This is a genomic window from Spirosoma arboris, assembly GCF_009754945.1.
Taxonomy (GTDB): Bacteria; Bacteroidota; Bacteroidia; order Cytophagales; family Spirosomataceae; genus Spirosoma; species Spirosoma arboris.
The window spans coordinates 69,718-85,921 of the sequence record NZ_WPIN01000001.1; the positions used below are offsets into that span (position 1 = coordinate 69,718).

At 47.3% G+C, this 16,204-nt stretch carries 9 protein-coding genes; all 9 read left to right on the forward strand.

The window, feature by feature from the left end:
• Positions 1 to 26: 26 nt before the first annotated feature.
• Positions 27 to 4,097, forward strand: coding sequence for a hybrid sensor histidine kinase/response regulator transcription factor (locus GO755_RS00410; protein WP_157582596.1), 4,071 nt, complete (start codon positions 27 to 29; stop codon positions 4,095 to 4,097).
• A 60-nt stretch (positions 4,098 to 4,157) separates the two neighbouring features.
• A complete protein-coding gene (locus GO755_RS00415) occupies positions 4,158 to 4,457 on the forward strand; it encodes a glycoside hydrolase N-terminal domain-containing protein (protein ID WP_394350992.1) in 300 nt (99 codons plus the stop codon).
• Positions 4,458 to 4,490: 33 nt separating this feature from the next.
• Complete coding sequence (locus GO755_RS00420; protein WP_227686818.1) at positions 4,491 to 6,173, forward strand: glycoside hydrolase family 43 protein; 1,683 nt, start codon at positions 4,491 to 4,493, stop codon at positions 6,171 to 6,173.
• 159 nt (positions 6,174 to 6,332) lie between these two features.
• Positions 6,333 to 8,615 (forward strand): glycoside hydrolase family 127 protein, encoded by a 2,283-nt coding sequence (locus GO755_RS00425; protein WP_157582597.1) that lies wholly within the window; start codon positions 6,333 to 6,335, stop codon positions 8,613 to 8,615.
• Between the two features lie 108 nt (positions 8,616 to 8,723).
• On the forward strand, positions 8,724 to 10,247 hold the full coding sequence (locus GO755_RS00430; protein ID WP_157583268.1) for a glycoside hydrolase family 43 protein: 1,524 nt from the start codon (positions 8,724 to 8,726) through the stop codon (positions 10,245 to 10,247).
• Positions 10,248 to 10,402: 155 nt separating this feature from the next.
• A complete protein-coding gene (locus GO755_RS00435) occupies positions 10,403 to 11,521 on the forward strand; it encodes an alpha/beta hydrolase-fold protein (RefSeq protein ID WP_157582598.1) in 1,119 nt (372 codons plus the stop codon).
• A gap of 96 nt (positions 11,522 to 11,617) precedes the next feature.
• The gene (locus tag GO755_RS00440) at positions 11,618 to 13,555 is read left to right on the forward strand and encodes an alpha/beta hydrolase-fold protein (RefSeq protein ID WP_157582599.1); all 1,938 of its coding nucleotides are present in this window, start codon (positions 11,618 to 11,620) and stop codon (positions 13,553 to 13,555) included.
• Between the two features lie 48 nt (positions 13,556 to 13,603).
• Complete coding sequence (locus tag GO755_RS00445) at positions 13,604 to 14,641, forward strand: glycoside hydrolase family 43 protein (protein ID WP_157582600.1); 1,038 nt, start codon at positions 13,604 to 13,606, stop codon at positions 14,639 to 14,641.
• 180 nt (positions 14,642 to 14,821) lie between these two features.
• A complete protein-coding gene (locus GO755_RS00450; protein ID WP_157582601.1) occupies positions 14,822 to 15,883 on the forward strand; it encodes an endo-1,4-beta-xylanase in 1,062 nt (353 codons plus the stop codon).
• Positions 15,884 to 16,204: the final 321 nt, after the last annotated feature.

Consider the following 16,204-nt stretch of genomic DNA (forward strand, 5'->3'; position numbering starts at 1 on the left):
AGGTAGCAAATCAAAAAGTACAATAGATGCCTCTCAGAATCGTATTACTTATTTTTTGGCTGTGGTCCCCAATAACCACGCTAGCCCAGTCCGGGAAGTTGTTTACGGTCGAAAACGGTCTATCAGGTAGTGTGGTTAGTGATATCCATCAGGATCGAAGTGGTTTCTTGTGGATTGCTACCGAAGACGGCTTAAACCGGTTTGACGGAATAACATTCACGGTGTACAGGCACGATAAAAAAAACGACACGGGGATTTTAAATAATCAACTTCAGACGTTGTCCGAGGATAAAGCTGGCAGAATGTATGTAGGTTCAATCGATGGCTTACAGTATTACGACCCAGCAAGTGACTCCTTCCACCGAATACCCCTCAAACTGGATGACGGAACTATTGTAAGTACGCGGGTAGTAAGCATCTGCGAACGAAAAAATGGAGATATTCTAGTCGGTACATCTGGTCGTGGCCTCTTTAAACTTATCAGAAAAGAAGGTAAGCTTTGGGGGCAAAAAATACATTTGGATGTCCATACTGATTTGATTGTCAGGGTTTTTGAGGATACGGAGCAGCACTTGTGGGTATCCACAGAAGACAAAGGGCTCTATCGATTTGACGGGCATTCGGTCAGATCCTTTTTTGTCTCCAAAAAAGTACAGAATAATGTGGTTAAGAGTATCTGTCAGGATCGATATGGCCGCCTGTTTGTCGGCAATATGAGCAGCGGGCTTTACCAGTATGACCCTGCCAGTCAGACTTTTATTGCCATCCCGTATCATGGCCGTACAGATCTTCCAATCGAGGAGTTAGTGGTCAATCAGAACAATCAGATCCTGATGGCCACTAGTGGGAAAGGGTTGAAGTATTTTGATCCGATTACCAACCAGATTCTGGATTTGACTTCGAATGTGACCAGCTTCGATCTTTCGAAATCCAAGGTGCATTCCGTTCAGGAAGATAAGGCTGGTAATATATGGATCGGAATTTTTCAGAAGGGGCTATTACTAATTTCGGGTAATCCCAATCGGTTCGGCTACATAGGTTACAAATCGGTTAGCAGTAATACGATCGGCTCAAGTACCGTCATGGCTTTATTTCAGGATACTCAAAAAACGATTTGGGTAGGTACCGATAATGACGGCTTATATGCGCTTTCGCCGGGCTCTACCACCAGTGTACACTACCAGCCGAATACTGAGGGTGGGTCTGTACCCGCCAATATTATGACCATTTTTGAGGATTCAAGGAAAAATCTCTGGCTTGGTTCCTATTTAAGTGGTCTGGTACAATTTGACCGAAAAACAGGCAAGAGCAGCTATATAAGTAAGCTTGTTGATAAAAATGGCGATAACGTTCAGCGGGTTTTTAGTATCAAAGAAGATTCCAGACACAGACTTTGGGTGGCTACGATGGGTTCTGGTTTATTCTGCCTGGATCTTTCCTCTGAAAACGTCAAAAGCTTTGACGCGCTACCCAGTAAACTGTACCAATCTACCTATAATCAAATCCCGAATAACTGGATCAACTGTCTGCTCGTCTCCAAAGACAATAAGTTATTTATTGGGACATTCGATGGCCTGGCCTGCCTGGATCTGGATACGGAAAATTTTGTCTCCACCTTTGGTAGTAACAATCTCCTGAGGGGTATAGTCATCTATTCCCTGTTTGACGATACGAAGGGCAATTTGTGGCTGGGGACATCTCAAGGGTTGAAAAGGCTTACCCGTTCAACCAGGGAGATTACGTCGTTTGATATAGACAATGGCTTACCCAGCAGTATGATCTCCGCCATCCAAGGTGATAATGATGGTCACTTATGGCTCAGTACCAACCGGGGTTTGTCAAGAATGGACCTGGAAACCAATACGTTTGTCAATTTCTATTCTGCCGACGGACTGCAGGGTAATCAATTTAGCCAGGGAGCATCCATAGAGGTTGATAATGAAGCACTTTATTTCGGCGGGGTAAATGGAATTACCTATTTTAAACCCGATGAGATACGCATTGCGAACAAACGACTGTCAGTACAGATTGTTGACCTCTATATCCACGGTAAACCGGTACGAAAAGGGACAACATCAGGTGGGTATCAAGTCGTTGATACGACCGTCAATAGTGCCAGCGAATTTCACTTGTCCCATCAGGATAACTCATTCACACTGGGATTTTCGACAATGGATTTTATTGATGCCGAACGAGTTTCCTACTTGTATTCCATCAATGACAACGATTGGGTAGAACTGCGCTTAGGTTCTAACCGATTGACATTCGATAACTTAGCGCCTGGAACCTATGTGTTTCGGTTAAAGGCCAAAGCCAATAAAGCTATTTCTGACCAGCATCAGGTAACGATCGTTATACACCCGGCCTGGTATGTATCGACCTGGGCGAAAGTTGTTTATGGCTTATTGATCCTGATCCTGTCGGGGCTAGTGTATCGGACGATCCGCAACCGGCGACGGATTAATGAAGAAAGACTGGCCCATCAACGACTGGAAGAGCTTAATGAAGCCAAACTCCAGTTTTTTATCAACATTGCCCATGAGATACGAACTCCGTTGACGCTGGTTGTCAGTCCGCTGCAAAAACTAATTAGCCATGATCAGGATAATGAGCGGAGGCACTTGTACGACATTATGGGGCGGAATACAAAACGTATACTGGATCTGGTGAACCAGTTAATGGATATCCGCAAGATTGAAAAAGGGCAGATGGCCTTACAATTGGACCGTGTTGATATGGTTCACTTTACGAGCGAAATCTGTCAGCTATTCGAAGAGCAAATCCATGCCAAACAGATTCACTTTGTTATGGATTTCCCAACGGATCGGGTTTTTTCCAGAATTGACCCACTGAATTTTGATAAAGTGCTTATTAATATCCTATCGAATGCATTCAAATTTACTCCTGTCGATGGAACAATTCGGGTGGCTCTAACCCTGAAACCGAACCGAAATCAACGGGATTTGGTCATTGCGATCGAAGATTCGGGTCAATGCATTAATGAAGCTGAGACAGAACGAATATTTGACTGCTTTTACCAATCGGCCGACCACCGCGATTATAACCAATCTGGCACGGGCATTGGCCTTCATTTGGTTAAACAACTGGTACAACTACACGGTGGGACTATTCAGGTCGAAAATAAAGAGCCCATCGGCTGCTGTTTTTCCATAACCCTACCTGTCGAAGAGATCGTTGCCGCTGAATCTCCAGTTATAGTACCTTTCGCACCGGGCATCCAATGCTTACCTGAACCAAAAGCTGATGAACAATCGGGGGCAGCAAGGTTGAAAAGGAAATCGAAACGCGTGGTAATTGCTGACGATGATAGCGAGATATGTAACTACCTAATTGACGAATTATCCGGCGAGTATAGTGTGTTTGCCTATGCCAATGGTGAAGAAGCCTACAAGGGAATATTGAAGGAAAAACCAGACCTGGTCATCAGTGATGTCATGATGCCCGTAATGGATGGGATGGCGCTTTGCCGTAAAATGAGAGCCAATCCCTTGATCAATCATATACCAATTGTGCTATTAACAGCCAAAACCGAGGAGTCGAGTAATGTTCAGGGGCTCGAGCTGGGCGCGGACGCCTACATCACCAAACCCTTCAACATGGACATCTTACTGAAAACGGTTAATGGTCTGATCAGAAACAGACAGATCTTGAAGAATAACGAACATGAGCAACACTATCAGGAGGAGTTCATTTCAAAGATCAGTATTAAGGCCTCCGAGGAAAAGTTGCTGGAAAAAGTCCATCTGATCATCAATCAGAACCTGGCCAATCCCGAGTTAAGTGTTGAAATGATTGCTGGTGAGATAGGCATCAGTCGGGTGCATCTGCATCGTAAACTGAAAGAACTGACCAATTTAACGACCAGAGATCTTATACGAACTATTCGACTGAAACAGGCCGCGGAACTGCTAACCATTAAAGGATTAAGTGTTTCAGAGGTGTCCTTTGCTGTAGGCTACCTGAACGTAAACAATTTTTCAGTCGCGTTTAAGGAGCAATTTGGCGTATCACCAACCGGATACTCAGCGCATTGTGTAGTAAAGACCAGGAGCGAAGGATTACCGGTTAGTTCATAGGAAGCCCCTAATGATAGTTTATACTTACCTCATTTAGTGCTTTACGATTCACCTAAGCTAATGCGACTTCTGCTTTGCCTTTTTCTCTTGACCTTTTCGCTAACGGTTTGTTTTTCGCAAAACAAGCCGACGTTAAAGCTCTGGTATAACAAACCTTCCGGTCAAATCTGGGAAAATGCCCTACCCATCGGAAATGGCCGGCTAGGGGCTATGGTGTATGGAAACGTAGCGAAGGAAACCATTCAACTCAATGAACATACGGTCTGGAGTGGTAGCCCGAACCAGAACGACAGCCCCGATGCACTGGCCGCTTTGCCCGAAATCCGGCGGTTGATTTTTGATGGCAAAAACAGACGATAAAAACTGAATAAGAAGTAATTAGCACAAACCCTTATGAAAAATCGCCTTTTCCCGGCACTTTTTGCTACCCTGAGCCTGGTAATGAATTTTTCTACTTCCGCTCAGACTACGTTGGTCAATCCAATTCTGACCGGTTTTTATCCTGACCCCAGCATTGTGAAGGTCGGTCCGGATTATTACCTGGTCAATTCGACCTTCTCCTATTTTCCCGGTCTTCCGATTATGCACAGCAAAGACCTCAAAAACTGGAAGCAAATCGGCAATGTTATCGACCATCCCGAACAAATGGATTTCATGGGCGAACGCCTGACCCGTGGGTTATTTGCACCGGGCATCAGCTATAACAAAGGCACATTCTACGTTACCTGCACCGACATCGACCACGACGGTAACTTTGTCGTTACAGCTAAAAATCCCGCTGGCCCCTGGAGCAACCCCGTTAAAATTCCGCAGGTGCGCGGCATCGACCCTTCCATTTATTTTGATGAAAGTACCGACAAAGCGTACATCATCTACAACAGCGAAGCCCCCGACCGTAAGCCGCTGTATTCTGGCCATCGGACGATCCGGATGTATGAATTTGACCCAGTGAATCTGAAAGTTGTGGGTGAAGAAAAGCAACTCGTCAACGGTGGGGTGGATCTCTCCAAAAAGCCGGTCTGGATTGAAGGACCGCACATTTTGAAGCGGAACGGCTGGTATTACCTCTACGCGGCTGAGGGCGGCACGTCGGTCAATCACTCCGAAGTTGTATTACGTAGCAAAGATGTTTGGGGGCCTTACGTACCGTTTGAAGGCAATCCGATCCTGACACAGCGTGAGTTGCCTGCCGATCGAAAAAATGCGATTACGTCGGCGGGGCACGCGCAATTTGTGGAAGGCCCGGACGGAAAGTGGTATTCGATTTTTCTGGCCGTCAGACCCTACGAAGGCGATTATTACAATACAGGCCGTGAAACCTTTATTGCACCCTTGACATGGAAAGACGACTGGCCAATGATCGAGCATGGTGAGAAGGCTATTTCGTACAATTATCCTGTTAATTATAAGGAAATTAAACAGAAGGGAGCGCTGCCGCAATCGGGCAATTTCGCCTACACGATGACCTTCGACAAAGCACTTGATCCGGCGCTTTTGTTCATGCGTACCCATGATAAAGATTCATATTCTCTCTCGAAGAAGGATGGACTGACGCTGAAACTGAAGCCTGAAACGATCATGGAAATGGGCAATCCTTCGTTCATCGGAAAACGCCAGCAGCACCTCAATAGCATTGCCGAAACGGAGCTGACGTTTACACCAAAATCGGATAAAGAAAAAGCAGGCTTAGTGATTCTACAGGATGAAAGCCATTTCTATTTCCTGTGTAAAGCAAAAGCGCAGGATAAAGACGTGCTGCAACTCTACCAAAGCAAGCCACAATCAAAGGAGCTGGAATTGCTGACCGAAGTGCCACTCAATGCTAAAGCGGGTAAAGTAGGTTTACGTATCGCATCGCAGGGCGATACGTATAGTTTCTATACATCAACCGATGCCGAAAACTGGAGCCTTTTAAAAGATAAAGTTGATGGTAAATTTCTCAGCACCAAAGTATCGGGTGGGTTTATTGGTTGTGTGTATGGCCTGTATGCTACGTCGTCGGGAGAAGCAACGACCAATTTAGCGTCGTTCCAGTTCCTCAAATACGCAGGTGATGACCCTATGTTGAGGAGGTGAATAGTTGATTTTTTTGTCATCCCGACCGGTCCGCCGGTGCGGCAGGAGGGATCTTCGGATGAGTCAATAAAATAGCCAATACCGAAGATCCCTCCTATCGTCGGGATGACAAAAACGATGGATGCCAAAAAATACTCAAGAGTTTAACTAGGTTTCTCATTGAAAACCAACTTAATACATATCGCCATTCTCTTGTCGTTCAGCATTTCGGCGCTGGCGCAGATGCAGTCATTTTCCTTACAGGAAGTGAGACTGACAAAGGGGGCATTCAAAAATGCGCAGGACGTTGACCTGAACTATATACTGGCCCTAAATCCTGATAAGCTTCTGGCACCCTACCTGATCGATGCGGGGTTACCCTTGAAAGCCGAGCGTTACGGGAACTGGGAAAGTTCGGGTTTAGACGGGCACATTGGTGGGCATTATCTGTCGGCATTGGCCATGATGTATGCCTCTACGGGTAATGCCGAACTCAAAAAGCGCCTGGATTATATGATCTCGGAACTGGCTCGTTGTCAGGTCAAAAACGGGAATGGCTACGTAGGGGGCATTCCGCAGGGGAAACTCTTTTGGGAGCGTATTCACAAAGGCGATATCGACGGGAGCAGTTTTGGTCTGAACAATACGTGGGTACCGCTGTACAACATCCACAAGCTTTTTGCGGGTTTACGAGATGCCTACGAATACGCTGGAAACCAGCAGGCTAAACACGTACTGATTGGTCTGGGCGACTGGTTTATCGACCTCATTAAGCCCCTCTCCGACGACCAGATTCAGCAAGTGCTACGTACCGAGCACGGCGGCATCAACGAAACCTTTGCTGATTTATACATCCTGACCAAAAACAAAAAATACCTTGAAACCGCGCAGAAACTGTCGCATCGTGCGCTGCTGAATCCACTGCTGGAAAAACAGGATAAGCTGACAGGACTTCATGCCAATACGCAGATTCCGAAAGTGATTGGCTACGAAAAAATAGCCATGCTCACGGGCAACACTGACTGGTCGGATGCGGCTCAGTATTTCTGGCAGAATGTCTCGCAGAAACGTAGTGTAGCGTTTGGTGGCAACAGCGTGCGTGAGCATTTCAATCCGACAAACGACTTCAGCCGGATGCTCAGGTCGAATCAGGGGCCTGAAACCTGCAATTCATTTAACATGCTCCGCCTGAGTAAAGCGTTGTTTCTGGATAAAGCTGACCCAGGCTACCTGGACTTCTATGAACGGACGCTCTACAACCATATTCTGTCGACGCAGCATCCCGAGAAAGGCGGGTTCGTTTATTTCACCCCGATTCGTCCAAATCATTACCGCGTATATTCTCAGCCCGAAACCAGCATGTGGTGCTGCGTAGGATCGGGTCTGGAAAATCACACCAAATACGGTGAACTGATTTATAGCCATTCAGACAAAGACCTGTTTGTCAATCTGTTTATCCCCTCTACGCTGGATTGGAAAGAAAAGGGAATGCAGCTCAACCAAACCACGGGTTTCCCCTACAAAAATGAAACGGAACTGGCCCTGACGTTAAAAAAGCCGCAGGTCTTTTCGGTACACATTCGCTATCCGAAATGGGCTGGGAATTTTGTCATTCTGGTCAATGGTAAGCCACAAAACGTAATTGGAGAGCCATCAACCTACGCAACCATCAACCGAAAATGGCAAACCGGCGATAAACTAACCGTTCGTTTCACGACGGCTACTCAATTGGAGTACCTGCCCGATGGCTCTAACTGGGCTGCTTTCGTGCACGGCCCCATTGTCCTGGCTGCCAAAACATCGACTACTGATCTGACCGGACTTTTTGCCGACGATAGCCGGATGGGGCATGAAACAAAGGGAAAACTGTATCCCCTCGACAACGCCTACGCGCTTATCGGCAATGAGGATACGTATCGTTCAAAAATTAAGCCTATCGAAGGGCTGAAATTCCGACTGGATTCGTTGACGCTGCAACCGTTTTATGAAATACATGATGCCCGCTATCAGATGTATTTTCAGACGTTTACACCGGCGGCTTATAGCGAACAGAAAGCCCGGCTAAAGCAACAGGAAACAGAAGCCTTGGCTATTGAAGCGAAAACCGCTGACAAGATCAATTGTGGTGAACAGCAACCCGAAGTCGATCATGCCTACAAAGGCGAAAAAAGTGAATCGGGTTACGATGATGAGCGGTTTTGGAGACGTACCCGTTCATTCATTTCGTATGAGTTACAGAACCGAAATCGGGCGGGTAAGTTTCTTGATATCAGTGCTATAGATGATATCAAGCCGGAGCAGGTGAGCTTTGTAATCAATGATAAACCAGCCGAGATTCTTTCTGTCGATGGGAAAACAATCCGGCTTAAAGTGAATGACGACGAGGTAGTTAAGCTAAAAATCATGGCTGCCTCTGGAGTGAATACACCTCGCTTTAATCAGATCAGAATTTTAACACACTAATCCATGAACCTTTCCAGCGTGTTCGGCAACATAAAGATTTGCTATAAATGTGTCCAATCAACACTATTAGGTCGTCGGTATGGGTTACTGGGACTTATTCTGCTGCTGATGCAATTCATGGCTGTGGCACAAACCGCTCACAACCCGATCATCTTCGCTGACGTACCCGATATGGCCATGATTCGGGTGGGGAATACGTATTACATGAGCAGCACCACCATGCACATGAGTCCGGGCTTGCCAATCATGAAATCGAACGACCTGGTTAACTGGGAGATGGTTGGCTATGCCTACGATACGCTGGCCAGTGTCGATGCGCTGAATCTGACCAGCGGGAAAAGCACCTACGGACGTGGTTCATGGGCCAGTAGTCTTCGCTACCACAAGGGTACATATTACGTGACCACTTTTGCCCAAACTACTGGCAAAACCTATATCTATACCACCAAGGACATTGAAAAAGACCCCTGGAAAGCAGCGTCATTTACTCCTGCTTACCACGATCATAGCCTGTTTTTTGACGACGACGGTCGGGTTTACTTGATTTACGGCGCGGGTAAACTCCGACTGATCGAACTCAACGCCGATGCTTCCGGCGTAAAGCCCGGCACTACAGAGCAAATACTGATTGAAAACGCCAGTTTGCCATCCGGTACGGGTGGGGGATTACCCGCCGAAGGATCACAGCTTTTTAAAGTAAATGGCAAGTATTACCTGTTCAACATCACCTGGCCAAAAGGTGGCATGCGAACGGTGGTCATTCACCGCGCCGATAAGCTAACAGGGCCGTGGGAAGGGCGAATTGGACTTCAGGATTTGGGCGTAGCGCAAGGTGGTCTGATCGATACACCCGATGGGAAATGGTACGCCTATCTCTTCCGCGATTTTGGTGGCGTGGGTCGTATTCCATATCTGGTGCCGGTGACCTGGGAAGGGAGCTGGCCGGTATTGGGCGTCAACGGCAAAGTTCCAGAAACCCTCGACTTGCCCGCCAGCAAAGGCCTGATTCCCGGTATTGTCGCTTCCGACGAATTTACCCGTAAGAAAGGAGATTCTGCGGTACCATTGGTGTGGCAGTGGAACCATAATCCCGATAATACGCTCTGGTCGGTTAGCGACCGGAAAGGCTTTTTACGGCTGAAAACCGGACGAATTGATACGTCATTTGTGCTGGCTCGTAACACGCTTACCCAACGCACCATTGGCCCAGAATCATCGGGTTCGACCGCGCTGGACGTATCGAACCTAAAGGAGGGCGACTTTGCGGGATTGAGCCTGTTGCAGAAGAATTATGGTCTGGTGGGTGTGAAGCGAGAGAACGGGCAACATTTCATCGTCATGGTCAGCGCCGGTTCGGGCAAACCCGTTGAGGTGAAACGGGTGCCGCTCGGCCAGAAAACGGCTTATCTGAAAGCCGAGTGCGACTTCAAAGACCGAAAAGACACGGCGAATTTCTTTTACAGCCTGGATGGTAAAACCTGGACTCGTATCGGAGAGCCGCTGAAGATGCCCTATACTATTCCCCATTTTATGGGCTATCGGTTCGGTCTGTTCAATTACGCGACTCAGCAAACGGGTGGCTATGCTGACTTCGATTATTTCCGAATTACTGGTCAGGTTGTTGGGAGATAAGAAGGTAAATAAGCTAAATGTTTCTTGTTAAACTATGTAAGCTATTGGTTATAAATGAATTGTCGAAAATACACTGATAATCAGAATGGAAAACCGCTTTAACAAAGCATATCAAATACCCCTTTAGCTATATAACCCCCAAACCCAATAAACCGATGACTACTAAATTGTTAGCTGTACTATTCGCAGCCACATTGACAAGTGCAACTTGCCTTTCGCAGGCAAGCCAACCGGCAGTCGTGGAGGACTTCAAACCCTCTACGTTGAACCAGCCAGGGCAGGAATACCCGCAGGTGAACTCCCAGGGGTACGCCCGATTCAAGATCAAGGCTCCTAAGGCTGATAGTGTCCGGGTAAGCCTGGGACTGGGCGGTAAAGGTGGCACCATTCTCACCAAGGGGGAAGACGGACTCTGGAACGGTACCACGGCGGGGCCATTGGACGAAGGATTCCATTACTACAACGTAACGATAGACGGCGGAAAGTTCAATGACCCAGGCGCGTTGAATTATTACGGTTCCGTTCGGTGGGAGAGTGGCATTGAGATTCCCGCTCACGATCAGGATTTTTATGCCTTGAAGGAGGTGCCACACGGTAACGTACAGCAGATTCTTTTCCCTTCCAAAAGCACCAATACGGCACGCCGGGCTTTTGTATACACCCCACCGAGTTACGACAAAGACAAATCGAAAAAATACCCGGTGCTGTACCTGCAACATGGATGGGGCGAGGACGAAACGGCCTGGAGCAATCAGGGGCACGCCAACCTGATCATGGACAACCTGATCGCCGAAGGCAAAATCAAGCCCTTTATCATTGTGATGACCTACGGCATGACCAACGAGGTGAAATTTGGTAAGATAAGAGAGTTTAAAATCGATCCATTTCAGGCGGTACTGGTCGACGAATTAATTCCCTACGTGGATGCTAATTTCCGTACGCTGACCAACCGCGACAATCGGGCGATGGCGGGCCTATCGATGGGGGGTATGGAAACCAAAATGATTACCCTCAATAAGCCAGATATTTTTGGGTACTACGGTCTGCTGAGTGGTGGCGTCTACGCGCCGGAAGACCTTAACGGCAAAGCCAAGCCAAAGCTCGTTTTCATTAGCTGTGGTAGTAAAGAACGACCCGATGGTGTAACCAAAGCCACCACCGACCTGAAAGCCGCTGGTTACAATGCCGTATCGTATGTTTCCGACAAAACGGCCCACGAATTCCTGACCTGGCGTCGCAGCCTGCATGAGCTTGCTCCCTTGCTATTTAAGTAGGCCTTTTCTGACAGGATTAACGTGATTCATTGGATTTAAAAGAATCTTGAAAATCCTGTTAATCCTGTCGAAAATAAAAAAACATTCCCTTAAACCATGAAACATAGCTTATTACTGAAAGGGATTTCCCTAGCCATTGCCCTACTGATGGGGGCAACGACTTATTCGCAAACAATCGAGAAAGAAGCACCCAAAGGCTTCGACCAAGTACGCACAGGCATTGCTACGGGTAAACTGGATTCGGTTCAGTACGAATCCAAAACCGTGGGTACTACCCGCAAAGCATTGGTCTATACGCCACCGGGTTATTCCAAAAAGAAAAAGTATCCCGTTCTGTATCTGTTACACGGCATTGGCGGAGATGAAAAAGAATGGCTTCGGGGCGGCACTCCGCAGGTTATTCTGGACAATCTGTACACCGAGAAAAAACTCGAGCCCATGATCGTGGTTATGCCCAACGGGCGGGCTATGAAAGACGACCGGGCCGTGGGTAATATTTTCGACAAAGACAAAGTAGAGGCTTTTGCTACGTTCGAGAAAGATTTGCTCAACGATCTGATTCCGTTCATCGAGAAAAAGTATTCGACGCTGACAGACCGGGAACATCGTGCCATTGCGGGTTTGTCGATGGGGGGCGGTCAGTCGCTGAATTTTGGATTGGGCAATCTGGACAAGTTTGCGTGGGTCGGTGGGTTTTCATCGGCTCCCAATACGAAAGCTCCGCAGGAGCTGGTTCCGAACCCGGAAGATGCCAAAAAGAAACTGAAACTGCTCTGGATTTCGTGTGGCGATAATGATGGCCTGATCAGCTTTAGTAAACGAACCCACGATTATCTCTACCAGAACGATGTTCCTCATATTTACTACGTTGAGCCGGGTGTCCACGATTTCAAAGTCTGGAAAAATGGACTGTATATGTTCTCCCAGTTTCTATTCAAGCCTGTCGATGGATCATCCTTAACCAAATATACGCTCTTAGGCTCACCAGCGTCCACGAACATACGGAATGCTAAATACCCGCAGATTTTACCCGATAATCGGGTTGTCTTTCGGGTGAAATCGCCTGAAGCTCAGAAAGTACAGATCGATCTGGGTAAAAAATACGACATGGTGAAAGATACGGCCGGATTCTGGACAATAACGACCGATTCCATTAGCCGGGGTTTTCACTATTACTCCCTGCTCGTTGACGGGTTACCCGTTGCAGACCCGGCCAGCGAAAGCTTTTACGGTATGAGCCGTATGGCCAGCGGCATCGAAATACCGGACAAAGACGGTGCCTACTACGCGATGAAGGACGTACCGCATGGCGACATCCGTATTAAACGCTACCTGTCGAAATCCTCGAATTCCTGGCGCGAGATGTACGTATATACCCCACCGGGATATGATCAGTCGAGCGACAAATACCCGGTGCTTTATTTGTTACACGGTGGGGGCGAAGATCAGCGGGGCTGGGCCACACAGGGCAAAACGAGCCTCATCCTCGACAACCTGATTGCGGAAGGCAAAGCCAAACCGATGGTGATCGCGATGCTCGATGGGAATGTCAACAACGCGGGTGGATTGGCCGGGTTTAACGAGAATGTGTTACGTTCCTTCGAGAATGAATTGAAGCTGGGGGCCATTCCTTTTGTCGAAAGCAATTTCCGGGTAGCCACCGATGCCAAAAATCGGGCCCTCGCCGGTTTGTCGATGGGCGGTTTGCAGACGCTTTATGCAGGCATTAAGAACACCAATCTGTTCTCGTCGCTGGGTGTGTTCAGTTCGGGCTGGTTTGCTAATAATCCCAAGCTGTCAGACCCTCAATATGCCTTCATGAAAGACAATGCCAGTACCATCAACGGTAACCTGAAAAACCTCTGGATTTCGATGGGCGGGAAGGAAGATATTGCCTATCAGAACTGTCAGGTCATGATGAAAAAATTTGATGAGCTGGGCGTCAAATATACCTACAGCGAGTACGCTGGCGGCCATACCTGGCCAGTCTGGCGGCACGACCTGTTCCTGTTTGCGCCGTTGTTATTTAAGTAAACTGACTTATAGAACTTATCCGCTTACCGGTATTTGAATCAACTTCTTATGAAACGAATTTACACAGCTCTTGCACTGATTGGGTGTTCGCTGACCGCTTTCGCACAAACCAATAAAACCCCGAAAGATAAGCCACTGGTATCGCACATATACACGGCAGACCCGTCAGCGCATGTATTCAACGGTAAAATTTACATCTATCCTTCGCATGATGTTGATGTAAAGGATGTTAAAGAAGACGATGAAGGCGGGCATTTCGCCATGCGTGACTACCACGTTCTGTCGATGGATAAGATTGGTGGCCCCGTGAAAGACAACGGTGTAGCCCTCGATATTAAAGATATTCCCTGGGCGGGACGTCAGCTATGGGCACCTGATGCTACGTTCAAAAACGGTACGTATTACTTGTATTTTCCGGTGAAAGATAAGCAGGATGTTTTTCGAATCGGCGTAGCAACCAGCAAAAAACCAACGGGGCCTTTCAAGCCAGAACCGGAGCCCATAAAAGGGAGCTACAGCATTGATCCAACCGTGTTTCAGGATACCGATGGCAAAGCCTATCTCTATTTTGGAGGCATCTGGGGTGGTCAGTTGCAGCGCTGGAGCGGTAACAATTATGACCCCAAGGGCGCTTTGAAGAAAAAAGACGAAGTGGCGTACCTGCCGCGCGTGGCGCGGTTAAGCGCCGACATGAAATCCTTCGCTGAGTCAGTTCGAGAAGTGCAGATTCTCGACAAAAACGGCAAACCGTTTTTGGAAAATGAAAACGACAAACGCTTTTTCGAAGCAGCCTGGCTGCATAAATACAAGGGTAAGTATTACTTCTCGTATTCTACTGGTGATACGCACAATCTTTGCTATGCCATCGGCGATAATCCATATGGCCCCTTTACGTATCAGGGTATTGTGCTCAAACCCGTTCTCGGCTGGACGAATCACCACTCCATTGTTCAGGTAAGCAACAAATGGTACCTGTTCTATCATGACGTGCAACTTTCGGGCAAGACGCATCTGCGGAATGTGAAAGTGACCGAGCTAACCTATAATCCAGACGGCACGATTAAACCGATCGACGCCTATAAGTAAGACGTATTTTGACAGGATTTATCATCGGATTTTGTCATCCCGACGCAGGAGGGATCTTCGGTAAAAGAAATTATTTGGGTACTTACCGAAGATCCCTCCTGCGTCGGGATGACAAAATCCGATGATAAATCCTATCCATCTAATAAGTCCTGCCGAAGAAAAACTAAACCTTTTTTAATCATGCATAAATTCAGTTCATATACCCTGATTGCCCTGACGGTTGCCTTCGTAGCTCCCGAAAAAGGGTTAAAAGATTATTACAAGGCCTATTTCCCGATTGGGGTGGCTGTAAGCCCGCGCATGGTGCAGCCCGGACCAGATGCCGAATTGATTAAAGCTCAGTTCAACAGCATGACGCCCGAAAATGCCATGAAAATGGGGCCAGTTCATCCAGAAGAGAACCGCTACAACTGGAAAGACGCCGATGCCATCGCGGATTTTGCCCAGCAGAACAACATCAAATTACGGGGACATACCCTTTGCTGGCACAATCAGACACCGCGCTGGTTCTTCACTGATTCCACCGGTAAAACCGTTAGTCGGGAGGTTTTGCTAGCTCGACTAAAACAGCATATTACAGATGTCATGGGTCGGTACAAAGGGAAGATTTACGCCTGGGACGTAGTAAATGAAGCCGTCCCCGACACGGGAACTGGTATCTACCGCAAATCGAAATTTTACGAAATTATCGGCGAAGACTATATCGAAAAGGCGTTTCAATACGCCCATGAAGCTGATCCCTCAGCCCAACTGTTTTACAACGATTACAATACTGAAAATGCCTCAAAGCGGAATCGTATCTATCAGTTGCTCAAGAGTCTAAAGGATAAGAAAGTGCCGATCAACGGGGTAGGCTTACAGGCTCACTGGTCTATTTATGAGCCAACCGCGCAGGAGTTGGAGGAATCGATCAACAAATTTGCCAGCCTGGGACTCAAGGTGCAGTTTACAGAGGTTGACGTGTCGGTGTATCCCAAAGAACACGAACGTCGGGCTCGGCGCGATACGGACAAGAGTGAGTTTACACCGGATATGGCCGACAAACAGGCGGCTCATTACAAAATGCTATTCGAGGTATTTCGCAAACACCGCGACAAAATCACCGGCGTTACATTCTGGAATCTAACCGACCGCTATTCGTGGCTAGACAATTTCCCCGTTCCGGGCCGTAAGGATTATCCCTTACTGTTCGATCAGAATGGACAGCCCAAAAAGGCATATGAGAGCGTCGTGAAATTCTAAAATGGTATTTAAGAACCTCCATTAGTTATTCCAATCCCAACTTGTCAATGAAAAAACTAGAGGTGTGAATCGCAATCATGCTATTGCTGGCTCAGCATAACGTGTCGGTTGGGGGAACCGAATATTTGGGCTATGGTTTCGTCGCGTAACTTCCTGATTCTGAAAAGACAGCTTTATTTTCTTGGGAGTCAATGTTCAAAGAGATTGTTACGTTCGGTGAACCAATAGTAAAAAATGATTTAATCTCTCTTTTTAATAGACCAGTATTTAATTTAAATGACTATCATGTTACTATTTGTATAGCTAAGCTCCCTAATTCTG